The sequence below is a fragment of the Catalinimonas alkaloidigena genome, assembly GCF_029504655.1.
GTDB classification, from domain to species: Bacteria; Bacteroidota; Bacteroidia; order Cytophagales; family Cyclobacteriaceae; genus Catalinimonas; species Catalinimonas alkaloidigena.
In genome coordinates this window covers 6917749-6943848 of record NZ_JAQFIL010000001.1, presented here as the reverse complement: position 1 = coordinate 6943848, position 26100 = coordinate 6917749, and the positions used below count along the sequence as shown (strand labels likewise).

At 33.9% G+C, this 26100-nt stretch carries 22 protein-coding genes and 1 tRNA gene; 9 read left to right on the top strand and 14 right to left on the bottom strand.

Annotated elements, in window-relative coordinates:
- Positions 1 to 49: 49 nt before the first annotated feature.
- Together OKW21_RS28185 and OKW21_RS28180 are read left to right on the top strand one after the other, a co-directional pair.
- Positions 50 to 2104: an Ig-like domain-containing domain gene (locus tag OKW21_RS28185; protein WP_277486293.1), complete on the top strand. Its 2055-nt coding sequence runs from the start codon at positions 50 to 52 to the stop codon at positions 2102 to 2104.
- A 416-nt stretch (positions 2105 to 2520) separates the two neighbouring features.
- Complete coding sequence (locus tag OKW21_RS28180) at positions 2521 to 4365, top strand: tetratricopeptide repeat protein (RefSeq protein WP_277486291.1); 1845 nt, start codon at positions 2521 to 2523, stop codon at positions 4363 to 4365.
- Positions 4366 to 4518: 153 nt separating this feature from the next.
- Here OKW21_RS28180 and OKW21_RS28175 read toward each other — a convergent pair whose 3' ends face one another.
- Both OKW21_RS28175 and OKW21_RS28170 read right to left on the bottom strand, forming a co-directional pair.
- On the bottom strand, positions 4519 to 5535 hold the full coding sequence (locus tag OKW21_RS28175; RefSeq protein WP_277486289.1) for a sodium:calcium antiporter: 1017 nt from the start codon (positions 5533 to 5535) through the stop codon (positions 4519 to 4521).
- A gap of 62 nt (positions 5536 to 5597) precedes the next feature.
- Positions 5598 to 6437 carry a hypothetical protein gene (locus OKW21_RS28170; RefSeq protein WP_277486287.1) on the bottom strand — a complete coding sequence of 280 codons (840 nt, stop codon included), beginning with the start codon at positions 6435 to 6437 and terminating at the stop codon, positions 5598 to 5600.
- A gap of 245 nt (positions 6438 to 6682) precedes the next feature.
- On the opposite strand from OKW21_RS28170, the gene OKW21_RS28165 reads away from it, so the two are divergent.
- Complete coding sequence (locus tag OKW21_RS28165; protein ID WP_277486284.1) at positions 6683 to 7936, top strand: tyrosine-type recombinase/integrase; 1254 nt, start codon at positions 6683 to 6685, stop codon at positions 7934 to 7936.
- Positions 7937 to 7939: 3 nt separating this feature from the next.
- Here OKW21_RS28165 and OKW21_RS28160 read toward each other — a convergent pair whose 3' ends face one another.
- Positions 7940 to 8194: a hypothetical protein gene (locus OKW21_RS28160; protein WP_277486283.1), complete on the bottom strand. Its 255-nt coding sequence runs from the start codon at positions 8192 to 8194 to the stop codon at positions 7940 to 7942.
- A gap of 39 nt (positions 8195 to 8233) precedes the next feature.
- Positions 8234 to 8953, bottom strand: coding sequence for a hypothetical protein (locus OKW21_RS28155; protein ID WP_277486281.1), 720 nt, complete (start codon positions 8951 to 8953; stop codon positions 8234 to 8236).
- A gap of 66 nt (positions 8954 to 9019) precedes the next feature.
- Between OKW21_RS28155 and OKW21_RS28150 the strand changes: the two genes are divergently transcribed.
- The 5 genes from OKW21_RS28150 (at position 9020) to OKW21_RS28130 (ending at position 12985) form a co-directional block, all read left to right on the top strand.
- Entirely contained in the window at positions 9020 to 9838 is an 819-nt protein-coding gene (locus OKW21_RS28150) for a hypothetical protein (protein WP_277486278.1), read from the top strand.
- A 24-nt stretch (positions 9839 to 9862) separates the two neighbouring features.
- Positions 9863 to 10996 carry an SIR2 family protein gene (locus OKW21_RS28145; protein WP_277486276.1) on the top strand — a complete coding sequence of 378 codons (1134 nt, stop codon included), beginning with the start codon at positions 9863 to 9865 and terminating at the stop codon, positions 10994 to 10996.
- A 261-nt stretch (positions 10997 to 11257) separates the two neighbouring features.
- Positions 11258 to 11476, top strand: coding sequence for a helix-turn-helix domain-containing protein (locus OKW21_RS28140; protein ID WP_277486275.1), 219 nt, complete (start codon positions 11258 to 11260; stop codon positions 11474 to 11476).
- A gap of 325 nt (positions 11477 to 11801) precedes the next feature.
- Positions 11802 to 12146 (top strand): hypothetical protein, encoded by a 345-nt coding sequence (locus OKW21_RS28135; protein WP_277486274.1) that lies wholly within the window; start codon positions 11802 to 11804, stop codon positions 12144 to 12146.
- Entirely contained in the window at positions 12143 to 12985 is an 843-nt protein-coding gene (locus OKW21_RS28130) for a hypothetical protein (protein WP_277486271.1), read from the top strand. The genes OKW21_RS28135 and OKW21_RS28130 overlap by 4 nt, the downstream gene beginning before the upstream one ends.
- Positions 12986 to 13495: 510 nt before the next feature.
- Here the strand turns inward: OKW21_RS28130 and OKW21_RS28125 are convergent.
- The 10 genes from OKW21_RS28125 to lysA all read right to left on the bottom strand — a co-directional run bounded on the left by OKW21_RS28125 (position 13496) and on the right by lysA (position 24148).
- On the bottom strand, positions 13496 to 13870 hold the full coding sequence (locus tag OKW21_RS28125; protein ID WP_277486268.1) for a hypothetical protein: 375 nt from the start codon (positions 13868 to 13870) through the stop codon (positions 13496 to 13498).
- Positions 13871 to 13875: 5 nt separating this feature from the next.
- The gene (locus OKW21_RS28120) at positions 13876 to 15276 is read right to left on the bottom strand and encodes a hypothetical protein (RefSeq protein ID WP_277486264.1); all 1401 of its coding nucleotides are present in this window, start codon (positions 15274 to 15276) and stop codon (positions 13876 to 13878) included.
- 6 nt (positions 15277 to 15282) lie between these two features.
- On the bottom strand, positions 15283 to 17043 hold the full coding sequence (locus OKW21_RS28115; RefSeq protein WP_277486261.1) for a protein kinase domain-containing protein: 1761 nt from the start codon (positions 17041 to 17043) through the stop codon (positions 15283 to 15285).
- 10 nt (positions 17044 to 17053) lie between these two features.
- Positions 17054 to 18415: a protein kinase domain-containing protein gene (locus OKW21_RS28110; protein ID WP_277486258.1), complete on the bottom strand. Its 1362-nt coding sequence runs from the start codon at positions 18413 to 18415 to the stop codon at positions 17054 to 17056.
- 7 nt (positions 18416 to 18422) lie between these two features.
- On the bottom strand, positions 18423 to 19550 hold the full coding sequence (locus OKW21_RS28105; RefSeq protein ID WP_277486255.1) for a PP2C family serine/threonine-protein phosphatase: 1128 nt from the start codon (positions 19548 to 19550) through the stop codon (positions 18423 to 18425).
- 100 nt (positions 19551 to 19650) lie between these two features.
- Complete coding sequence (locus OKW21_RS28100; RefSeq protein WP_277486252.1) at positions 19651 to 20328, bottom strand: vWA domain-containing protein; 678 nt, start codon at positions 20326 to 20328, stop codon at positions 19651 to 19653.
- 523 nt (positions 20329 to 20851) lie between these two features.
- Positions 20852 to 20926 (bottom strand) — tRNA-Val (locus OKW21_RS28095).
- 16 nt (positions 20927 to 20942) lie between these two features.
- Entirely contained in the window at positions 20943 to 22055 is a 1113-nt protein-coding gene (locus OKW21_RS28090) for a S41 family peptidase (protein WP_277486249.1), read from the bottom strand.
- Positions 22056 to 22077: 22 nt separating this feature from the next.
- A complete protein-coding gene (locus OKW21_RS28085) occupies positions 22078 to 22887 on the bottom strand; it encodes a hypothetical protein (RefSeq protein WP_277486247.1) in 810 nt (269 codons plus the stop codon).
- Between the two features lies 1 nt (position 22888).
- On the bottom strand, positions 22889 to 24148 hold the full coding sequence (gene lysA, locus OKW21_RS28080) for a diaminopimelate decarboxylase (RefSeq protein ID WP_277486242.1): 1260 nt from the start codon (positions 24146 to 24148) through the stop codon (positions 22889 to 22891).
- A gap of 112 nt (positions 24149 to 24260) precedes the next feature.
- On the opposite strand from lysA, the gene OKW21_RS28075 reads away from it, so the two are divergent.
- Entirely contained in the window at positions 24261 to 26075 is a 1815-nt protein-coding gene (locus OKW21_RS28075) for a MutS-related protein (RefSeq protein ID WP_277486239.1), read from the top strand.
- Positions 26076 to 26100 lie beyond the last annotated feature (25 nt).

The following is a 26100-nucleotide window of genomic DNA, read 5'->3' as shown; positions in this document are numbered from 1 at the left end:
TAAGCGTTAAAAACAGGCACTTTTTTATTTTAGTTGGAAATAGAAAATCATGAAAGTAAAAAATATTTGGCTTTGTATTTTTTGGATTACTTTAATTGCTATCGGCTCATGTGCACGAAGAGGAGTACCTACTGGAGGCCCAAGAGATACTATTCCTCCTACATTGGTCAATATGTATCCTCCTTTGGAAGCAGTTAATTTTGATGACGATGAAGTTTACCTTGAATTTGATGAGTACGTAGAAGCAAGATCGCTCAAGCAAGATATTATTATTAATCCACCTGTAGAGGATTTTGACTTCTATGTAAATCGACAATCGGTAGTTGTAGAATTAAATGAAGATCTACAGGAAAATACTACTTATACTTTCAACTTCAGAGATGCGGTCAAAGATATTTCTGAGCAGAACCCTGCTAATAATATCGTCATGGCATTTAGCACCGGGAGTCAAATTGATTCTTTTCAGGTACAAGGGAAAGTAACAGAGTTGCTCACTAACAAAGCTAGTGAAGATGTATTAGTCGCACTATATCCAGAAGGTGATACTTTAACTCCATTTGAGGATCCTCCAATGTACCTCACTAAAACAGATGAGGAAGGGAATTATGCTATCCGCTATATCAAAGTAGGCACTTATAAGATATTTGCTTATAACGATAAGAATAATAACCTGAAAATTGATTCAAATACTGAAGCTTTCGGATTTAAAGCAGAACCTATAGCCCTTCTTCCCGAAGATGCTAACCCTATTATTCCACCCGACTCATTATCTACAGGTGTAAAAGATAGCACCTTACTACCTCAGAAAACTTTGTACGGGAAGACGGTAGATTTACAATTATTTAACCAAGACGTAAGACCAATAGAAGTTCAAAGTGCCCGTGCCAATGGAAAATATTTTGAGATCAAAACTAATAAAGGATTGATGGACTACGAGCTTACTGTGGATCAAGATGATTTGGAAGAAAGTTCTCTTCAATATTTAGATTCCCTCAATCCGGAATTACCAAAGGATACTATAAGACATGTATACAGTAATTTCCAGGATAACCATAAAACTATTCGCTTATATAAAACCATTGAACAAGATAGCTTGAGAAGTTTTCTTAGCGTTCAGGATTCTGTAGGACAAACTACCTTAGATACTCTCTACATTAGGTTTACTGAGACTCGCAGAGAGAAAGAGCAGCTGAGACAGAATATTTCATCAAAAAGTGATATAAAAAATAATATAAATACAAATATTGAATTTAGTAAACCTATCGCAAAAGTAATCACAGACAGTATACTATTAAGCTACGATACACTCTTTTACCTTGATCTTAATTACGATGAACTATTAAATTGGAATGATCGTCTTGACAAAGTAAGTATACAGAAGGAGCTCAATAAGAATCAATTGGTAGATTCATTAATTTCCTATCTTCAGGAAAGAGATAGTACCTTATTTATTGAATTACAAAATCAAAATCGTTTGTATCTGGACAGCCTGCAAGCAACAGATGAGGCAGAGCAAAGACTAAACTACTTTAATATTTTAGCACAAAGTATGTCTTCCTTACAACCAATAAATGACAGTTTGAAGCAAATAGAAGATGTCAACATCATGAATAGCATCTTGTCTCAGCTGGCAGATACACTCGATATAAGTAAAGAAAAATTTGTCTCCCAAACCTATGAGCGTGAAGAATTGCTAAACACACTCAAACCTTTAGTACTGTATATATCAGCCGGTAGTTTTATGTCTATTGAAAATGACAGTAGCCAACGGGTAATTCAAAGATTCAATTTCAAAAAACCATCTGAAAATGGTACAATTACTGGTACTGTTTCTACTGAATACGAACGCTACACTATACAGCTATTGAATAGTAACTACGAAGTTGTAGAGGAGACACAGCCTGCCAATAGTTCATATTCCTTTACACTTATTACACCCGGCGAATACCATCTTCGTATACTGGTAGACGAAAATCTGAATGGTCAATGGGACAAAGCTAACATACTTGAGAATCGAAACTCAGAGCCCATCTACTTTTATACAGAAGAAGAAGTAATTGATTTAAGGGCTAACTGGACCCGTGAAATCAACTTATCCTTTTAAGTTATCCACAATATCGAGTGAATAACATGTGGATACCCAGGGTATTCGATGTGGAAAATAACAGAGTTATTCACTCGATAACTTTTTCTGTAACTCAATCCAACCCTATTAACAGTTAAAGAATAATTATTAACAATGTTATACACACTGTTAATCACCGAAAAAGTTATTCACATATTAGTTAACATTTTACAAAAAACTTTATAACTTACTGTAAATCAGATTATTAGTTGTGGATAAGTGTGTTAATAACCTCGAAATAATCGAATAGGTTATGAAAGCCCGTGGATAACAACCGGGCCTATTCAGAGTTTTCCACTTATTCACACAGTAATAAATAATAATAGTTCGATTTAAATAATCTTTCGATAATATAGTATGTTAGTGAATAGGTTAGAATCCATAACTTAAGACTCATGAAAATAAATCAACCTCTAACATTTGTTATTCTTTTGTTATCGACTATTTTAGCTTTCTCAGTACAAGCGCAAGATGAGGAGCAAATAGAACTTGCCCAGCAATACGATGATAAAGGAGAAGTAGAAAAAGCTAAGTCGATATATGACGATTTGGCAGACAAGAAAAAATTGATACCCGTGATCCATGGCCGATACTTCAGGCTGCTGGTGAACAACGGTTATCTGGATGAAGCAGAAAAATATGTTAACAAAGCCCTTAAGTCATATCCCCAAAATATTATCTACCGACTGGATGCCGGCATCCTGCAGATACGAATGGGAGATAATGAAAAGGCTGACAAATATTTTGATGAAGTACTCAATGAGGTTCAGTCTGATCCATATAAGATTCGTCTTGTGGCAGGCCACTTTATCAAAAGTGATATGTTGGAAAAAGCTATTGACTACTACGAAGAGGGGAGACAAGCTAGCAATGACCCCAACCTTTTTGCTCTGGAACTTGCCAATGTATACCGTCGGATCAATGAGAAAGATAAAATGGTACTGGAATATCTTAAGTATGCCGACGAAGATGAAGCCCGGATAAGTTATGTAAAGAATGTACTGCAAAACATTCTGACTGAGGAAGAAGATCTGCAAAGCCTGTCTGATATGCTGCTTAACAAAATTCAGGAAGAGCCAGATAAGCAGTTGTACAATGAATTACTCATCTGGATTAACCTGCAGCAGAAAAACTTTTACGGAGCCTTTATGCAAGCCAGAGCTATAGACAGAAGAAACAGATCCGATGGAGAAAGAGTCATGGATGTGGCCGGCATAGCGTTGGAAAACCAGGACTACGAAAATGCCCTGAAGATGTACGATTACATCATTGAAAAATATCCCAGAACCTCTAGCTATGTATCGGCAAGAAGATATAAGATCAAGGCCAGAGAAGAAATGGTTAAGAATCGTTATCCGGTTGATCAGGAAGATATCATTAAGCTGATTGAAGACTATCAGAACTTCATAGATGAAAGTAGCAAGTCGGCTATTGGTCCAAGCCATGCGACTTTAGAAGCCATGCGTAGTCAGGCATTACTGTATGCGTTTTATCTGGATGAAAAAGACAGGGCTATTGAAGCTTTAAATACCGTGGCTCAGCATCCTAAAGCCAGCAGAGAATTAAGGGCGAGATGCAAGCTGGATATGGGAGATATCTACTTGCTCATTGATCAACCTTGGGAATCTACATTATTATATTCCCAGGTGGAAAAAGACTATAAAGAAGAACCAGTAGGCTATGAAGCCAAGTTGAGGAATGCGAAACTATCTTATTATAAAGGGGAGTTTGAACTAGCTCAGAGCCACCTAGATGTACTTAAACTTGCTACTACAAGAGAAATTGCTAATGATGCCATGTCTCTCAGCCTGTTAATACAAAATAATACAGCGCTGGATACCACTGAGACAGCGATGCAAGATTATGCTAAGGTAGAACTCCTGTTATTTCAAAATAAACAGGATGAAGCATTGGAGAAACTGGATAGTATGCTCAATCTTTACGAGAACCATGAACTGGCAGATGAGATACACTGGCTTATGGCCAGTATAGATATGAAGCTTGGTAACTTTGATGAATCTCTGAATCACTTAGGCATTATCACACAGTCATTTGGCTATGATATACTCGGGGATAATGCTTTATACATGACAGGAAAGATTTATGAGGAGCAACTTCAGGAAGAAGACAAAGCTATGGAAGTTTATACTACCTTTTTAAGAGAACATCCCGGAAGTGTGTATATAGCTGACGTACGTAAAAGACTCCGAAACCTTAGAGGAGATTTTAGTGTCAATTAATTGATTTTATATAAAGTTCTAAAGTAAATAAAACCCGCTTGGCATAAGCGGGTTTTTTGTTGAGCGTTATCAATAAAGGACTTAAAAAGGGGTAAATACTTGATTCTCGACAATATGAAATTTCAATCCTGCAAACTCAATTTGTGAACCTACTTACATCATATATAGTAATATATAACCTACAATGAAAATAAAGATAGAGAGCAAACTTTCCCAGCCTACACGACCAATACCGTACTTCTGACGATGAAGTAAACCCATCAGCAATACAGAAGTTAGCAGTATGGTAAGTGAAATGATAAATAATTGCGAATTTGTTGCAGCATGGTAAATGGAATCTTCCTGATAAGCAACATCAGCGAAAGCAAGAAATAAAATGTCGAAACTATTACCTCCAATGATATTGCTTACGGCTAGGGTAAGCGCCCCTTGTCGTACCGCTGAGACTGAAACAACCAGTTCGGGTAGGGAAGTGGCTACTGAAGTAAAAAGAGCTCCCATAAAAGAGGCAGATACTCCTGATTTTTCTGTAATCAGTATCCCTACTTGAGCGATATAATAGCCTGCAAAACCTACTACTCCAGCTAACACTACAAAGCGAACAATCAGCCATACCAGATTAACATCTTCCTGTTTATCCGCATCAGGTACATCTTCTACAGTTTCAGAGGTATCGGAAGGTTCCCACATGGGATGTTTTTTTGCCCTAGAGATCAAGCGTGTTCCAAAAATATATATTGTGATTAACCCGACAGATGCAGGGTGGGTACCTATTACCGTAACGGAATTTGTAGACATCACCAATATTACAAAACCAAGCATGCCAATTAGTAATACGCCCTGTAACAAGTTTGTAAAAGAGGCTGATGCATGTTCTAAGTTAGCCCGAGGATAGGCAATATCAGCCACTGCTAAGAAAACTGTCTGGGCGGCTATACCACCAACAGCATTACTAAAAGCTAACTCAGCCTGACCTTCATAAGCTGCGGTAACAGAGGTAACTATTCCTGAAATAGAAGTAATAGCTCCCAATAAAATACCACCAACCAATGCTTCACCAAAGCCAGTAATGTCAGCAAATTGATCAGCAGCTTTAGTTAGATGTGTGCCGGCAAAACCTACTACTGCAGCTAAACCGATAAAAATTACAATAGCCAGCCATAAACTCATAGTTGAAAAATTAATCACAAATGTAAAGGAGACTAATAAGCAGTATTAATTGTTTGAAAAAATTACGATAACAGCCAATATAATAGCAATAGTAAAATAAGAGAGAAAAGAGCTAATGCTATTATCCAGTTGCGTACATGCTTGCGAAAACCAATTGAAGCTACTTTTCCATTTTGCACTGTGATATAGCGACGCTTACTCAAAAGAAATATACCTTCTACCGAAGACATTCCGTTGACTATTACGCTATCTCCTTCAGAAATATCCTCAGGATCTTGCTGCTCAATCTCAATTACACGGTTACCATAATTATACTGAGTCATTTGTAATATGGCCTGAATTTTTCCTTTGGCTACCTCCAGTATCTGATTATCGTTTTTCAGATAATACTTGCCGGGAGGAGCTGGCAGTCCACCCGAAATGGTTACTCTATTGCCTACAACAGGAAAGCTGGTATCGTAATCACGTTCAGCTTCCAGAAAAGTACCATCGGCAAGCTCTAGTTTAAGGATATTATGCTTGCGATAACGCAGTTTTTCCAAATACCCCTGAACATTCAGGTCAGGTAATACATTTTCGTTGGCCAGTGTAAGATACTCATTATCCTTGCTATCTACTTTCAGGATCAAAACAGCTTTATCCAAAAAACCTTTGTTATATAAAAATTTACCGCTTTCTCTGTTGATCAAGAAAGAATGAGCTTCTTCCAGAAACTCCCACTTTCCTATCTCAACCTTTCCCTCCTTAGAAATAATGAGTTCATGGTTTTTCTTAAAAATAAATTTTTCCCTTACCTGCCCGACAGAAACCCAGGGTTTGTCTAGAATAGATGAGGTTTTGTCCAGGCTAATGCTGAAATCCAGAATGACAGGGAATACTTTCTTGACGTAGTCTTTGATCATAGCCATTTATCAAATTCGCTATGAAGATAAAAAAAAGCCTCACAGGAATGAAAAGCTGTAAGGCAGAATGAAAAAAGTGGGGCGTACTGGATTACTACCACCTTGAAATAGTATAACATCATGCATCACTAAATGCCTTACATTACGCTTTAATGTATGTTTTTCAGCAAAGCACTATTAATAAAATACAACAAATTTCATCAAAACACATTACTTTTACGTGACTTTAATCAAAGTATTGTGATATGGCAACGTTTAAAATTATTATTAAAAAAGCTAAAAGGGAGCCAGTAATATTAGATGATGGTACAGTAACTATCTATATTAAATATACACACTTTGAAAAATCATCTTTATTTTCTACAGGTGTTAGAGTTTCCTATGAAGATTGGCAGGACGATCAACGGTATCCTGTGAAGGGAGTAGGTAAGGAAAGTAAAAATAGAAGGATCAACCAATTCAAAAGTTATTTAGAAAAGTTGGTTGGGGACTTAATCCAAAAAGGAGTAGAACCAACTACTAAAAATCTTAAGGCTATTAACGCTCATCAACAGGAACAAGCCAAGCAGAAAGAAGAACAGGAGATTAGAAAAAAGACTGAAGAAAATGTAATTCTCCAATATAATAAGTTTTTAGAATACTCACTGACTTGTAAAGAAAAATCAACTGTAAGGACTTTAGCCATTACTAAACATAAGCTACAAAAGTTTATGGCATATCATAAAATAAAAACTCTATCAGTATTAGAGATAGATTTATCGTTTTATGATAAATTCAAAAAATTCCTATCAGAAAAAGAAGGAAACTCAGATCATACTATTGGAAATAGAATTATCAGTTTAAAAAACTTTCTTCATTGGTATGAGGATAGGGGAGGTAAAGTACACTTAGATACCAAACGGAGAGCATTCAAAGCATTCCGAGAAACACAGCCTGTACCAATCTACTTAACAAAAGATGAATTAGAAACCTTTGCTAACGTTGATTTTCAGGAGGAACATTTCAAGTGGGTACAAGACTATTTTGTTTTTCAATGTAATACAGGACTTCGTATTGGTGATATGCTTTTACTAAGACCTCATCATATTAAAGGAGATGTCATTGAAATGATTTCAGAGAAAACTAGTAAGAGAATTTTTGTGCCCTTAACTCCCAAAGCCAAAGAGATTCTTAGCAAGTATGATAATCGTTTACCTAAGAAACTAAAACATCGTTACAATCTTTACATTAAAGACGCTTTGAAGATTGCCGGTATTGATTCCTTAGTAGAGATTAGAAGAAAATTTCAGGGTAAAGATCAAACTATTACTGTTCCTAAGTACGAAGCTATTTCCAGTCACAATGCCGTAAAAACATTTATTACTTTAGCTCTACAAGCTGGTATTAGCCCCAAAACTGTAGCAGAAATAACCGGCAAGACAGTAGCTGTTATTATTAAGCATTACTATGGAAGTAATGAAGATCAACTCAAGGCGGAAATGGCTAAAGCTTTTGGATAAGAACTATTCTTTATTTTCTACATTTACAAACCAACCTTCTTTTGTGGCTAAGTGAAAAAGGTGAAATATATCGTTTGCACTTGGAATTCGAGCTTGTCCCCTAGCTGGCTGTAAAGATCCATCAGGACGACGCCAGATAAATCTATATCCCTTTTCACTGCTACTATCTTCATATGTATAAGTTCCCCATTGGAAACATAATCTCCACTCTCCTTCGTTACCTGTTAATACTTCATGTTGTATTTTAAAATAAGCCATTTTGAATGCAATAAGATTGATTTTATTATCTAACTAAATTTAGTCAAGAAGCTTTTCTAAAAGGTTATCTACAAAACAAGTTTTTAAGTAAGCGTCCTCGGATAAAAGGTATTTGGAGGAGCCGCTAAAACCAATAGAAAAAAAAGCAATACCTGCAACACTAATAATTTCTTTAGCAAAATTAATAAGATAAAAGAAGCCTTGCTCTTTCAAAACAGCGATGGTATCAATATCATAACTTTCATTGTGAGCTATAAACTTATCTCTTAAGACTTTCAAAGTATCTAAGTTTTGTTGAATAGAAGTAGTTTGATATTTACTATAATAATAGCTGTAATACATAAAGGGAAAAAGAGAAGGATCATCAGAAGTTACTGCATTTATTAATTCAGGTAAGCAATCATACCTTTCTAAAGTCTCTTTAGTAATAATATACTGCTCAACTTTTGAAAACTCATCCTTATGTTTATTAATCATTTTTAAAAATGACAGGATACATCTTGTAGGAAATCTGTTATTAGGTTTATCATACAATCTAGAAAGTGCAAGCATCAATTTAATGTTTGCTGAATTTTGGATATATGCTAAGAGATTGATTTCCTCAGAACTAAGGTTTTCTATTGCAAGTTTTCTACTTGCAATTTTTTCATAGATATGTAAATTGTATTCTGCGTGAAATAAATCTTTAACTAACCCATTAACTAAAAAATCTTTCAAATCTTTTAAAAAAGGGGAGAGGTTATCTGAGGAAGGTGACATATACATTTGTTAATCATCAATAATAAATCAAAGTAGTGGGAGGTATAACATATTTTTTTCAAGGGCATGAATGAAATAAAAAATCATCAATTAAAAAGGTTTCATCTGCTAAGCTTTTTAAAAGAGTATAAAAATTTTAATTCTACCTTAATGGAAGAGTTTCATGGTAAGAATATTCAATATGATTATCAAAGGGTACTATTTAATTTCCTTTTAAGGTTACACACAAATGTTCATGCAATTGAAAAAATATCTAGTGAGCTTTTAAATAATATACATTTTAAATTACCATTCTTTAGTTTAATTAGACCACTAATTTCTGATGTAATTATCATACACTATTTGTTAGATAAGTTAAGGTTTAACTCACAGAAAGAAATGTTACCAATAGAAGAAGAATTCTTTCAAAGGTTAGGAAACTTAACATACGATTTTGTTAAAAGAGCAGAGGGTGTTTTAGAGGATAGTATTAAAGATAACAGGATTACCCCCACAGAGCGTCAAAAAATCATTGAGGGATTTCAAAACAATTACCCTGATCACTATACTAATAACAAATTAAAAAAGAAGAGTGTAGCTTCAAATCCGAAAACTTTATTAAAGGAAATAGAAGAAAAAGGATATTACCCAAGATTGAAAGCTGCATATGATCTATATTTCCAATTGTCACAATATGAACATTTTTCAGAGGTTACAGAACACCTAATGATAATGGATGATGAAAATAGTGAACAAGCTTTAACGTTGATTTTTGAGTCCCTGCTAATGATTTTAAGCACACAGCATTCATTGTTAAACGCATTTTTTGTTGAAAAAAAAGATCTTAATACACTGGTTGATTTGATCAATAGTTTAGATAAGATATCTAAAAAAAACTTGGGTTAAATCTTAAAGTAAGAATTTGTGGTTATGAATATTTCATTCGTATTAGGTGCAGGTTTTTCTTTTAATGCAGGAATACCCATTGTTTCAGGAATAAGTGAAAGATTTACACAAGAAAGGATTCATGAAAATATATTACATTTCCCTTCAGAAGAAAGTGCATGGAGTGAGTTTGCAATTCCCGCTGATGTGAAAAATGGAAGTATATCCCATGACAAAGATGTATTAGGGTTTATTTTACAAGAATTGGTTTCAACTTTCCTTGAAGAAAATATCGATGATAACGGAGTATTAAATTATGAGGATTTTTATTTTTGGTCTAGAAATTATCTAGTAAATAATATCAATTGGATTACAGTAGTTGAGAGCGCTTCTGAGAACTATTATAAAGAGTATAAATCAAAATTAAAGAGGTTTGATACTATTACTCCAAAACATGTATTTTCATGTATACTACATTTAATTAGAGACCTTCTAGAGATAAGGAGAGAAATACATTCGTTAAGAAGCGATTATTCATACTTTATTAAAGTTATAAGTGATAATAGTAATGAGATTAATATTTTCACCTTAAATCATGATCTTTTACTTGAAATATTAATGGAAAACAGTTCATTAAATTATTCAAATGGTTTTTCAACTAGTAAGAGTACTTTGATAGATGATGATAAAAGCTCTTTGGCAATATTTGATAATACTTTTGATGAGAGAATAAAAATATATAAACTTCACGGTGCAATAAACCAGTTTAAATACGAGTACATTGAATCAAGTAATTCATATAAAGGATATGATTATTTTATAACAAATGATTACCAAGCCAAGCATTGGGCAAGAGATACAGATGATCAAGGAAATGCCATTCAACAATTTAACCCTAACATAGATCCAAGTTTTATTACAGGAAACAATAAGGTGGAGCTTATCACTACTGATAAAATGTATTCAGAACTATACAAAAAATTTAGTGATACCCTCCCAAAATCAGATAAGTTAGTTATTATAGGCTACTCTTACAATGACGAGCATATTAATAGTGTAATTGAAGGATCAATTAAAACAATAAGTCAAATTATTAATGTAAATCCTTTTCAAGCCTTTCCTTTTTCTCATGAAAATATTACCAACATTAATCCACTAAATGACAATCTTTCAATTTAGTATTAATAATGATTTGGGAATTTTACTAACTGTAATTTATAGAATAGTAAGACCTAGTAATTTCTCTTTTTATCTCAGGTACACGAATTTTTAAAGAAAAATCTTGTAAGATTCGTCTAAAGGTTTTACCCAAGTTATTTGTTTACGGCTCACCTTTTGCAATATACTTATCAGTTTTCATCGGCTTACGTGCTTCGGCGTAGGAGTCCCTACGTAGATAACTTTCATGGTTGTCTATGTGGTACGTTTAATAATTTAAATATGAACGTAAATTTTAATGATGAAAACCAGGAACAAGCTAATCCAGTACTAGGTGTTATTAGCTTCAACCAATTAAAGAAAGAACTTGGATGTTCACGTTACTTCATTTACAGTTTAGTCAACAATGGCAAATTGAAGAAGTGGTACATTGGAGATAAGGTTTATTTCTTAATTGCAGAAGTAAAAGGTTTGCTTAGTGAGGAGAGGCAAAGTGCGTAAGCGAAACTTTACACTGTTATGTGTAATTGATCTAAAACCCTTTTTTGCATTAAGTTGTGAGAAAGGGTTTTTTTTATAAGTATCCCCAAAGTAACCTTTCGCTACTTATATAAACATTATCTCTATATTAAAAAAATACAATTATTTTTTGTAAAAGGGAACAATGATTCTAAAAATTTAGTATTAAGGGTAAAAAATGAAAAATGCTATAATTCTCTATTATATCAATTTTATAGTAAATAATCTTAATGAATGATTAGCACATAATAATTTCTCTAAAACAAGAGTTCGTCAAAAATTTATATTTTACTCTTAAGAGAAACTTATGAAAACTAATCAAATCCCAAGAAAACTTGGTCACTCCGTTAAAGTTAATGGCTTCATTTATAAGCAAGTCATTCGCAGTTCTCATTATGCTATCTATGCTCAATTATATAATCATGAATGTGAGCCAAGAAGGTATGAAGTAATTAAAATTCAGATTAAAGGGGGGAAAAGATTTAAAGATAAATATATTCCCTTATATGAAGCTTATCCGCAAACTTCCCTTTGGGGTTCTCAAGCTTGGACTGTTGGTTCTATTGAAGTTGCTTTAGCTAAATACAACTATTTGGTAGAAAAAGAAGCTAGTACTTTATTTCCAAATCTACCTAAAGAGCCAACTGTATGAAAGAAGCTTATACAATTAAGCCAGGATATGATACAATTAGGCTTTATCTAGATCGTAGTTGCTATAAACATATAGAAGAGGTTCTAGGCTTTCAAAAGATATCTCTTAAAGTAAAGAAGAGAAGCCCTTGTGGAAGGTTTATAAGTGCAGGTGTATTTGAGTACAGAGAAAATGTATTGGTAAGATTATGGTTCAGCAAGTTAAAGACATGCATTAGTTTTGAGCCTGCTTCTTTAATCAATGGAAATAATTATCAACTGGCTGATTTCCATGAAACACGAATTGCTGTGTTAGCCATCTGTGGATTATTAAATCTCCCCATAGAAGAATTAAAAATAAGCAGAATAGATATCACAGCTAATTTCCAAATAGGAAAGAAACATATACGAGAGTATACAAACCTATTTTCTCATCCCCCCTACATGAAGTTGCAGAAAGAATATCTATATGAAGATAGTGAGGTAGAAAAGGGTTCTAAAGGAAAAAAGAATGGAAACGTCTATTACGCCAAAACACCTAAAAGATCCAACCGATCAGTGGTAGTTTATAAAAAAGGAAAACTGATGCGTATAGAGGCACGCTTTTTAAGAAAGCCAAGTCAATGTATTGGAGACACACTAAAATACCACACTTACGCAACTGCTTTATTTGATGAAGAATTTTATCTAAGGGCTATTGATTACTATATAAATACAATTGTTAAAAAAATGTGCAAAAAATCTCCAGTAGAATTAGAATCAATTATGATGCAACTAAACATTTATGAAGAAGCGATTCTAGATCAAAAAACCTGGAGTTGTGAACCAGTATTCTTAAACAACAACCAAAAGGCAGCATGATATATATTAACGTTCCGATTTTAATTATTTTAATATAAAATATAATAAATAATATAAAGCATTAAACATTAATAGGGTAATAAATTGTGATCTTAATTTACTATCTATTTAAAAACAGTAGAATCAATTGATATAAATAATTCTAACTATCAAGTATATATTTAAAGCTATTAAAATTTAAAAATGAAGCTAACCAAAAAAGTTAGCTTTTTCTTTTTTACTAAGTAATGAAAAGATCATAGAAAGTACTTAAATTCATTTCTACCCTTGCTCTAGAATCAACGATCTATGTTAAAAGGTACAATTAGTCGATTTGAGACTAAAATTGCTTAGAGACGAAAATGTCAATTCAATAATTCTCATACAAGGTCTTTAATTTTTGTGTCGAAAATCAGGAGTAGAAAGAGTTTAAGCAAGGAGCCATAAACAAGTACCTCTTATATATATAGGTATAAAAAGCACCAAGTTGCAAAAAATCCACCTCCAAATACTCCAAGAAATTGAGGCTTCTTATAAAAAACCAATAATTAGAGTTTTAAGTACATTAACAATTGGTAATATTTCTTTCACAGTTTTAGCTCCATTTTTTATTCCATTTAATACTGCATCAATAGTAATTTTATTGGGCTTTTCCTTTAAAACTTCTTTTGCAACAGTATCTGTGCTATCTAGTAATTCTCCCGAATTTTTTAATGATTCCTTATTTTTTTCAATGGCTTCAACAAGTAAAGTTAATTGTTCTTTTATTTTAACTAACTCACTATTTCGTTCATCAACCTTAGCAATAGTGCTTAAAACATTTTTAGCATTTTCACCAATCGCTATTTGTTGGGCATGTAGGTTACCACCGGTAATCACTATTCCTTTGTTTTTATTTGTTTTCATAATTTTTAGTTGTTAGTCTGTGTTTTAAGTTTCTTAAATTGAAACGTTGAGGTAATGTTTTTAGCTTTTTTTCCAATTGCTAAATTTTGAGTATTAAGATTACCACCTGTAACAATTACTCCATGATTGAGAATATTTGTTTGCCTTTCTTTGAATTCTTTTAACTCAATATTTTTCTTTTCGAGAAAATCATTTATAGTGTTTAATATGCGCTTTTCTATAATTTTGTGATACATTTCTTTATCTAACTTTTGGAAAAGCTGATAATAAAGTTTACTAGAAATAAGCTCTCTAATACTCATTTCAGCACCATAATTAAATTCAGGGTTTGTCTTGACTTGTTTTCTTAATTCATAAGCTTTTTTATCTCTTCCGCTATGAAAAACTCTATATTGTAATTCATCGATTTTATTAAAAATTAGCAGTATAGAACGGATAGAATCTACAAAAACTTTAAATAAACTTTTAAATAAAATTTTAAAATAATCTCTGGAAAATAACTTTTCACTGATTCTATCTACTTTGGTGTAAGATTTCTCGGTAGGTGTTAGTAAATAATAATTTAACTCAATAAATAAATTTTTTTCATTTTTAAAGAACCTTAAAAAAATGTTTAAGACTAATTCGTCTTCCCAATCACTTATTTGGAATAACTGGTAATATCTTGCATTTTTGTTGTATATCCCTTTGAAAACATTTATTTCCGAAGAAGTGATTTTGTTTAGAGGATGACCCATTATATTGGGTAGTAATTTACGATTGTTTCGAATAGAGCTCCCATTAATGTACAACTTATCTAATATTTGAAGATTCTGAAACTTAAGGGATTTAATTTCATTCGCAACAGCGGTGTATAATTCGTGCTCATGAAAAGTTTCTGGAGGCATCATAGATCCTTCTTTTCCTTTATCAATATCAATTGCAAAAGACCATCCTTCTAACTCAATTCCAGCTCCTACAAAAGGAGAAAAAAAGGAATAATAAACAAGATTTTGGCTTATTTGGTTATTTTTTTTATTAATAAGAGTGGCAATTTTTGAAGAAGATGGTGTAGAAATATGAGAAGAATGCGAGTTATTCAAAAAATACTTTCTTAAAATATTTTTTTCAAATTGGTAGGAGTGAACTATAGAGAAAAAGAGAATCAACAGCAACCCTAAGGGTATCAAAACCTCGAGTGAGAATAAGATCCCTATAAGCATTAAGAGAAGAATGATAAAAATTAGATAATAATATCTATTGTCTCTTCTTTTTGCATTATAGCAATGCTTAATTACTTCACCTATCTCAATTCCATAGGAATCAGCAATAATTCTATAATCATCTTCAATAATATCAATTATCTTCTCTCTTAATGAATAGTTATCATAAACAGATGAGCAAATATATCGGGTAATTCTATTCATGGCCGTTTATTTTATTTCAAAAAAAGTGTTATATATAGGGTTAGATTTATACCAAACTTCAACTTTGTACCTACCTTTCGGCCATTTATAAAGTTCAGAGTAACCGATACCATGATCAACCTCTAGAACATTTTGAGCATAATTATCCGGTATCGAGAATGATTCATTAAATGTATATCCATATGGTGAATCACTGGTTTGTAAAAGTTTCCCATTAGGAAAAAAGTATTTAAAATATAAGGTTGCCTCAACACCATCTTTTATGTTACTTTCATAGGATAATCTTGGGTATAAGTAAGTTGTTTCAAATGAGTAAAATGAGTTTTTGAATGAGGATGAACCATTATTTGAAAAGTCAATATTAATAATACTAAACGGTGAAACACTTTTTACTTTATTTTCCAATTTATTATTAAGCCCTTTTAATGATACTATTTCATCACTTAATCGGTTTTTTTCATTTGTAAGGCTGGCAATTTGATTTTGATAAGAATCAGACTTATTCAACAGGTCATTATATTGTCTCCTAAATTGAGCTGTACTACTTTTTTGAGATTGTAAATTATTATGAAAATAAAAAATAATGGTTGTCAAAATTGTAGATAGGATTATTAATGTAATTAACCATACTTTATGATTCCGGCTTGATTCAGTAAAAGTATTTTTTAGTTTATTATAGTCGTCTTTTATTTTGTAATATTCACCTTTAATCTTTTCATATTTAGTTTTGCTAACAGAGTTACCGTTATTATTATTTCTCGCTAGTACAAGCTGATTTGCTTTAATTCTAAAAGGATACGTTGGACTTATAATTTCACTGTAGATAACTTTTCCCCAGGTTTCTAGTGTAGGTCTTATCTCAGGTTCGTAATGACCATTTTCAAAAGCTAGAATGAATAAATCTTGTAAAGTAGATGAAATATTGAAAGTAAAGTTTTCATGAGGTTTAGGCAGAGTAGTGATACAACCTGACTTTGAGCCAAATGGGAAAAGACCGCTTTGAATTTTTTCGCTTACAGTATTGAACTCATTATAATTACCAGAGGCAGTTGAAGCATAAGGATGAATTCCAAATAATATTTCATAGAAAATAACAGCGATTGAAAATCTGTCCCAAGAAACAGGGATAAAGTCATTAGAAGGGCTAAGACTGTGTGATTCTGGCGGCACATATTCAGGGGTGGCTACAGAACTTCTATATATCACTTGATTACCTTTATAAATTTGAATAGAATCAAGATCAATTATAGATACTTTCCCATCTGGAGAGGCTAAAATATTTTGAGGTTTCATATCTACTAAAACATAATGTTGTATAGAATGAACATTATGAATAGCAAGAGCAATATTCACACATAATTTTAGACGAATTATGTTGTTGCTATTATTTCCACGATCAAATTTATGCCATTCTTGAGTTAACTTCTTTCTTAAGCTCAGAGTACATATTTCATAGAGCTGAATACTGTTCTCAAATGCCATAGGCATAACAAAACCAATAAATTCTTCTTTATCATATAAGACATCAACAGGCCAGCAAACCATATAGTGTTCTCCTTCTAATGAAGAAGGAGGATTATGCACCATATATTGAAGTTTATGCTCACGTTCAGACGTTCTATATTTATGATCATAAATTTTCACACAATGGTGAGTAAATTGGGGTGTTTTTACAACTTTATAAACTTTTCCTTCACCCCCAGAGTTAAAAGGAGTTTTTTCTACCCTAACTACATCTTGGTTCTTTAATCTGTACTCATATGACATTTTAAGAAAATTAAAGGTTTTTCCTATTGTACAAAGTTGCCAATGTGTCAATTAGCCCAATAAAATATCCAACAAATACACCTACAATAATAGAAATGAATCCTAATTCTGTACCGAAGATTAAAACCTTCTCTGATAAATAAGTCGCAATAATACAATATGTAACACTTAAGGGGTAAACCCACTTTCTTTTAATTGATTTATCAACATAAAATAAACCCGTTCCAAACAACATTAAGTGACATAAAGCAGCTATAATCCAACTTGTTTCTGCGTAAGTATTGTTAGATATTTTTGCTGATAAAAGGACTGTCTTAGAAGAATTAATTTTAATTTCAGGATTAATATTAGATTTTGGTTTATATATATTTGAAGAACCTAATTTAACTCTAGATTTATTTCTTTTAGAAGGTTGGTTTATCTCTTTGAAAAAAAATTTGCCCCACATTTCTGAAGATGGCCGATGTTCTGGCTTAAAAATTTTATTGTCAAAAGCTCTGATGAAATAAGATTGTAGCACATTAGGCAATAAGGTAAAATTATGATGAAGAGGGGGCATCATAGTAATGAACTTTGAGTTTGATCCATAAGGAAAAAGCCCACTCGATATCTTATCACTAATTGTGGTACAGGTTTCATATTTGCCATTTGCTGTTGCCGCAAATGGATGCAACCCAAAAATAATTTCATAAAAAATCACTGCCAATGAAAATAAGTCCCAACTGGAAGGGATATGATTTTCATTTGGTTTAAGTTGAATTCCTTCAGGAGGCACGTATTCAGGAGTAGCAACCGGGCCATAAAAAGCTACTTTTTTTCCATTAGAAATTTGAATAGAATCCAAATCAATAATAGAAATATTCCCTATTTGATTAACTAAAATATTTTGAGGTTTCATATCCACTAAAACATACTTTTTCATGCAGTGAATAATATGGATAGCAATTGCAATATTAACGCATAACTTTAATCTGATGACAACACCTTCACCTGTTGTACGATCAAACTTGCTCCACTCTGGAAGTAATTTAGGCTTAATTTTAGGGGTGCAAAGCTCATATAATTGAATACTATTAGAATACGCTAATGGCATAATAAAACCTACAAAACTATTATGTTGGTAAAGTAGAGTTAGAGGCCAGCAGATTCTATATTGCTCTTCCTCCAGTTTAGGAGGTGAGTTTGCCACCATAAACTCAAGCTTTTTTTTCCTTATGTCATTCCTTTTGCTTGGATAAAAAATTTTTGCACATTTATTTTTATAATCATCAGGACTAACAATACTAAAAACCTCACCCTCTCCTCCAGATTGAAAAGGTAGACATTGAATATTTATACAAATACCTTGTGAAGTAAAATATTGGTTTTCCATATTTTAATTAGATGTCAAGAACTCCCAAAATCATAGTTTTATCGTCAGGTTCATTTTTCAAGACATGGTTTCCTTCTTGTAAAAACTTTTTCCATTTTTGTTGTATATCGTAGTTTGATAACTTCTCTTGTTTCATAGCCTTCAGTGAACTTATTAGAGGATTAAAAAAATTTTCATGGGGTTGATTTGGATCCACCCATTTTTGAGTAAGGGAGTCCATTTTGCTGTGTTCAAAAGCGGCATCTTCACAACCATCTGACATCAATGTAAACGCAGTTATTTCGTCCCTTACAACGTTTGCTCCTATATAGTTTTTTGCAACTTCTTCTGTCTCCCAAATGTTGGAAGTAATAAAAATCGTAGAATTTGCTTCTTCACCTTTCCAGGGAGTGATTAATGGTTTCCATTCACCCTTAATATTTTTATACCCAGCTCTGCCATCACCAATATGTGAAACAAGGATTCCTTGAGCATGGTAAAATATAACGATCAAGGTACAAGCTAAATCTATGGGTTGATATTGATGATCTTTAGCGTAATCTTCTAATTTCTTCCTTATTTTATAAAAATTTATAACAGAGAAATTTTTCCATTCTTTATCAGTAGGAAAAGCTTTGTTATTATACCAGTCTTTTTCTAAAAAGTCCTTTATGAAGGTTTCTTCAACAGCATTTTTAGCAGCATAATGAGATCCAATATCAGAATGTTTAGCCGAACCTGCTCCATCAGATATGATTGCTAAACCCCATCCATTCTTTAAGGGTTTGTAATGATAATTATCTTGACAAGGAAGATTCATTTGGATATGAGATTTTCCAATAACTGAGGCTCCAACTACAATCCAATCCATTAAAATATTATTTACATTATTTGATAGGTTAGATAGAGCATTAGAAGTATTAAAGGCTTCAGCACTTAGTTCACCTGTTAATGATAATGGAGGATCTGTTATTTTGAGATTTTTTTTAGTAGAAGAACTGAATTTTGATTTTTGCTTATTAGAGCTTAGGGTCAACTGGTTAATTTTTTTTCTGTAATAAAAAAACTGATAAATATTTACTCCGATAAGAAGAATGATCAAGAAAATGAGTTCAAAAAACAATGCCTTACTAAGCAAGTTTGTTATGAAATCCATTTGTATAAATATTTAGGAAACAAACCTTTAAAAATAGTTAACCTGTTTAAAGGAAATAAATCAGATTGTATTCTTTAATTAATGATAAGATGTGATGATATCATACTTTAAAACCAGTCATCCAATCTTCTGGACTAGGCAGATTAACTTGGTCACCATCTTTAGAAGAGGTAACAATTGTCATACTTGCGCTGAGCCACTTGAAGAATTCACTAAATTTCAACCCTTGAAGTTTTGAAGGAGGCATTTGTGTAGATGAAATTTTTTTAAGAGTATCCATATTAGCTCCTTCTACACCAATAGCGAAAAAGAAAAATTTTTTGTTTTCTACACTTACTCGAATTTCTTTAGATAAGCCATCTACATCTTGATCCGAATCTGGCTCGCCATCTGTGATTAAAATTACCCAAGGTCGATAATATGGTTGTCCGGTATCTTTATACCATTGTTTCCGATCTTCTACTTTGGCTATCCCTTCTCTAACTCCATCCACAAGCTTAGTAGAACCATCTAGTGTTAGATTTGGGACGCTAAAATTTTCTGCTAATGACGGCTCTATTAATATAGAAATGTTACTACCAAACGTAATAATAGAAACCTCTAACCTATTTGCAGTAGTAGAATCTTCAAGAATATCAGAATAAAAATCTTCTAAACCTTTTTGAAGTTCATCAATTGGGTTTCCTTGCATGGAAAATGAAACATCTAGCACCAGTACACATAAACATTTTTGTTCATAATTTTCTGGCGATTCAGCAGAAAAGTCATTATAAGCCATAGTATTAGTTATAAGCGATGAAATTGCATAAGCATTATCAAATCCAACAGGTATAGTACACCTTTATTCTATGATGAATTGATTCATTTAATGAAACAAATAACTTCTGATTGCCTATTAGACAATCAGAATACGTGTTATAATAGAAAATCTTTACACGTATTATGAAAGCAGAGGATTGCTAGAATTGAAAGCTTAAAGTATAATTCCTTATTAATAATAGGAAAAATAATTTTTTTTATCAAAGAGATAAAAAAAAATTATTTGTTTGACTACATACCAAAGCGCAAAAATTTTCATAAATATTAAAAAAAAAGTATTGCATTTTATGCAGTAATCAAATAATAAAGAAATACAATTATATAGAATGAAAAATGATGCTTTTGATTATAAGTCAAATAGTGAGGCAGAAACTATTGAGTTGATATTATATAATTACTTTGAAACACATTACCATTACATGACTTTCTAAAAATACAAAGACATAACTCATTAATATTCAATAAGTTATGGTGTGGAAAAGTGGGACGTACTGGATTCGAACCAGTGACCTCTGCCCTGTCAAGGCAGCGCTCTAAACCAACTGAGCTAACGTCCCGGGAAAGGCAAATATACTAACTTCTTTGATTTAGAAGAAGAAGTTGATCAGAAGATGGAAAACTTGAATTTTTTTGTCGGGAGTAGACGTTTTTAATAATTTCAAATGCCCTTTCTATGAGGGTATCTTTACCTTCATCCATATCTTCTTGCCTCATGTTTATTTTCAGATCTGGTGCTACACCGTCTTCTATATTTTCACCACTTACTGTAGTGGTTACAGTAGATGAAAAACGGTACCTCCAGCCATTGGGTAATTCCCGGTTGATAGGGAGTCCACCACCTCCGCCGGTGCTGTCACCCACTACCAGTACATTGGGAAAATTTTTCATAATCTGCACAAAAAAATTAGTAGCGCTATAACAAGAGCGGTTGGTAAGAATAACTACCGGACCTTTGTACTGATATTTTCCTTTCGGCTCTACATATTTAGGAATCGGTTCGGTAAAATCATTGTGCCCAGGACCATTTTTATATTGCCAGTAATGTACCAGTCTTTTTTCGTCAGCGAAGCGGCTAACAATTTTTTCTACATTTTTCAATGAGCCCCCTCCATTGTTACGGACGTCAATTACCAGGCCTTTTACAATAATTGTATCTTTTTTATTTTCTATCCGACTGGAGAATTTACCAACAATATAATCTACCAGCGACTCACTCACGTTGTTTTCAAAACTGGAGTAGTAAACATAACCGATAGAATCAATTACCCGATTCCGGAAGGCACCTGAAATTTCATAATCATCACCCAGATAGTTTCTTTCAATGAGTGAGTAATCAAAATTTTGAGGATGATCAAGGTACCATTGCCAGTTACGCGCAAGATCAAAACCAGCCTGCAGATTGACGTGGCCATCACGTAGCTCGAAAAGCATATCAGCCAGCACATTGAATAAGGAATCACGGCGCATGCCGTCCTCTACACGGGAACGGTTGGCGGCATATACTGCATCCCAGTCAATACCTTTAAAATCAAAGAATGTATAGTTTTCATCTACAGTAGTCCAGAAAGAATTAAATACATCTACCGCATTTGCCTCATATTCTTCATTAATCAAAACTTCTTCGCATGACATGCAAAAAAAACTGAGTAAGATGGTAGATAGTATACTGAGAGAAAAAGCTTTCATTGGTTCTTAAATTTTCAATACCTCAGAAATTAAACATGGTAGAGAAAGTAATATTGTGCGAAGCAGATTGTGTAATACGGGGCTCACTGTACCGCAAATAATTCCACTCGTAACTCAGGCGAATCCGGTTGGGATTCCTTTCAAAGAAGTACTCTAATGCAAAAGTATTGCTATAGCGGAAAAATTTGTTGAGGGAAACAAGCTTACTACTTTCCACAAGTTGTTTGAAAGTATCATCACGGTCATCATCCAGAAAGCCAAAGAAATTGCTGGAGCCATAAGAAGGGCGCATAGCTATAGAGAGAATAGGAAGATAAGCAGATCCTGTAAGTCTAAAATCCCTGTTCCAGAGATTAAAATCATAGGCAAGAGAAGTACGAGGGCTTAGAGATGCATATACACTATTGTTGAAAGAATTATTTTTAAAATCGCGATACTTAAACAAAGTCCATAGTGCATTGAAAGAGCCTCCTACATACCACGCCAGGCGATCTTGCCATATGTTTTTTAGCTTTTTCTCATAGCTATAATTTCCTTCAAAACGGTAGTATGTTAAGTAAGCAAGGCTGGTACTGTTGGTAAGTTCACCCCCGTCAAATCTAAAATCCAGATGATCCATTACATCTTCACTACGCCTGTGGTATTGGGCAGCTACGGAACCGGCATAGCCCCGATAGATGATAGTGGAAAAACTTTCATCATAGGAAGTAGGTGCTGTAAAACCTGCTCCAATGTTAAGATAATGCACAAATTTACGCTCCTCCTGAGCGTGTACCTGAGCATAGCAGGTAAACAGCAGGAACAGGAAAAGTGAAGTGCGGATTTTTATCATATTATATGTCTATGATAATTTGATTTTTTATTAAATCATCCATCGTTTCTCGCTGACGAATTAGATGGGCTTTGCTCTGATAGATCATCACTTCAGCCGGGCGCCGACGCGAATTATAATTAGAAGCCATGCTAAAACCATAGGCGCCAGCATTTTTGATAGACAAAATATCTCCGGTCCGCACCTCATTCAGCTCACGATCACTTCCAAAAGTATCAGTCTCACAAATATAACCTACTACATGATACTTCTTTTTGATTCCGTCAGGATTGGAAATATTCTCAATGTGTTGATAGGCATCATAAAACATAGGGCGAATCAGGTGATTAAAACCTGAATCAACACCTACAAAAGTAACCGCTGGATTTTCTTTTACCACATTTACCTTTACCAAAAACTGACCAGACTCACTGACCAGAATTTTACCAGGCTCCAGCCACATCTCCAAAGGCTTCCCGTATTCTTCACAAAACTCAAGGAATTTATCCTGCAGGCGACTAGCCAGTTCTTTCAGATTGGTTGATTTATCCTCTTGATGATAATTTATTTTAAAGCCACTACCAAAATCAATAAAGCGGAGGTTAGAAAAGTGTTTGGCGACTTCAAAAACTACTTCAGCACTAGATAAAAACACATCTACATCTAAAATATCTGAACCGGTATGTACATGTACGCCACTAATATCAATACGGTATTCATCAACGATCTGGACCAGCTTACGTACCTGTAGTGCTGAAATTCCAAATTTAGAATAACTATGGCCTACGGAGATTTTAGTGTTACCCCCTGCCATAATGTTAGGGTTAATCCGCACGCAGCAGGGGACCTTGTTTCCATAGGTTCTGCCAAACTGTTCTAGTACGGGCAGATTATCTATATTTATCGCTACACCCAGTTCAACGGCTTCCTGTATTTCTTCAAAACTCACACAGTTGGGTGTATAGGAAATTTGCTGAGGAGCAAAGCCAGCTCTAATTCCCAGTTGCGCTTCCTCTATAGACACTACATCCAGACCAATGCCTTGCGCTTTGACCAGCTTAAGAATGGACAGATTGGTCAGCGATTTGGCTGCATATTTGATTTGTAAAGGTGTCCTTGAAAAGAGGTCGCGCAGCATGTTAATTTGCTGCACTATTTTGTCAGCATCATATACATAAAGGGGAGTACCAAACTCTTTACATACATCAAGCAAATCTACGCCTTGAATGGTATTCAATGTTAGCTGTGTTTTGTTATGAAAAGTATCAGTAATTGTTTCCATCGCTTATATAAATAACAAATATAGCCGAAGAAAGGCGAAAAGGTGATACGATTAAGAAACAATCTTTCATATTTACGTTCAAATACTTGCGATAAAGAAGCGAAGTCAAGCTATGAATAAACAAACCTACTCCACATACGAAGAAAGAATACAGGAATTTAAAGTAAAAGCGAAGGAATATGCAGAAAAGCATAGTAAACTGTCCTGGATGCGCATCCTACTATTTATCCTCTTTCTGATAACTGTAGTTTACTTCGCCAATGCACAAAGTGGCTCAGCTGTATTGCTAGTTTCGCTCATTTTTATCATAGCATTTCCCTTATTGGTAAGACATCATAATCAACTGAAGACAAAAAGGTTTCATATTGATAGTCTGGTAGAGATCAACGAAGAAGAAATAGCAAGACTGAATGGAAAACTGAAAGGCATGGAGACAGGAGAGAAGTTTCTTCACCTTCAGCACCCCTATACAGGGGATTTAGATGTTTTTGGAGAACATTCATTGTATCAGCTAATCAATAGGACGAGTACCTATAAAGGCAAGGCCTTACTCGCCTCCTGGTTAATGCATCCCGCATCCAGAGAAGAAGTACTGAGCCGGCAGCAGGCAGTGCAGGAGATGAAAGAAAAGCTGGATTGGCGGCAGGATTTTCAAGCCCATGGGAGGGTAGCCAAAGAAAATGAGGAAGATACTGATGCCCTGCTTTGCTGGGTAGAAGAGCCTATTGCCTTAGAAAAAAGAAGTTTATATAAGCTGGCCATGATGATCATGCCCCTAATCACGCTGGCAGGGATTATTATGTACTTCACATCTGATATCAGCGGATACTGGCCAATCGCTGCTATTTTTATGAATGGTTTTATACTATGGTCAACCGCAGAGAAAGCCAGTCTTACCCACAAAAAGACATTTAGCAGCATCAGTGCCCTGCAAGCCTATCGGGCCATGATCCAAAGTGTGGAGGAGATGGATTTTCAACATAAACGACTGCAAAATCTCAAAGCAAACTTTCTACATGAAGGAGTGCAGGCTTCTAAAGAAATCAGCAAGCTGGAATATATACTTGATAATTTTAATTCCCGCGGGAATATCTTCTATCATATTTTCAATATCGTTTTCTTGCTGGATGTATACTGGTTACTAAGAGCTGACAAGTGGAAAAGCAGTTTAAGAGGTGATATCAGCCATTGGTTTGACAGCATTAGTGAATTAGAAACGCTCAACAGTATAGCAGGCTTCTCTTTCTCACATCCTGAATATGTAATACCAGATATTGTGGATGAAGGCTATGTGTTTGAGGCAGATGGATTGGGCCATTGTCTGATTGATGCCAAAAAAAGAGTGAATAATGATTTTAGCATGCAGGATAAAGGGAAGGTTTGCATAATTACTGGTTCTAATATGTCAGGTAAAAGTACCTTCCTGAGAACAGTAGGTATCAATATAGTATTAGCATTGATGGGCGCACCGGTTTGTGCTAAAAAACTGAAAACCTCTGTCATTCAGGTATTTACCAGCATGCGTACCCAGGACTCCCTGGAAGAAAGCGTGTCTTCTTTTTATGCCGAACTCAAACGATTGAAACAACTGCTTCAGATGTTGGAAGATCCCCAGCAAAGTCTTCAAATACCGGTCATGTACATGCTGGATGAAATTTTGAAAGGCACCAACTCTCAGGATAGACATAATGGAGCAGCTTCACTGATCAAGCAGTTGAGTAAGCTTCCAGCTTTTGGTTTTGTCTCTACCCATGATCTGGAACTGGGTAAAATGGAAAAAGAGCTAAGCAGTGTTATTAACTACAGTTTTACCAGTACCATAGAGCAGGATGAAATTTACTTTGACTATAAAATCCATGAAGGGGTGTGTAAAAGCTTCAATGCCAGCAAACTCATGGCAAAGATGGGTATCGCGATTGAGGAGTAAGAAGAGGGTTATGCTGGATACATTC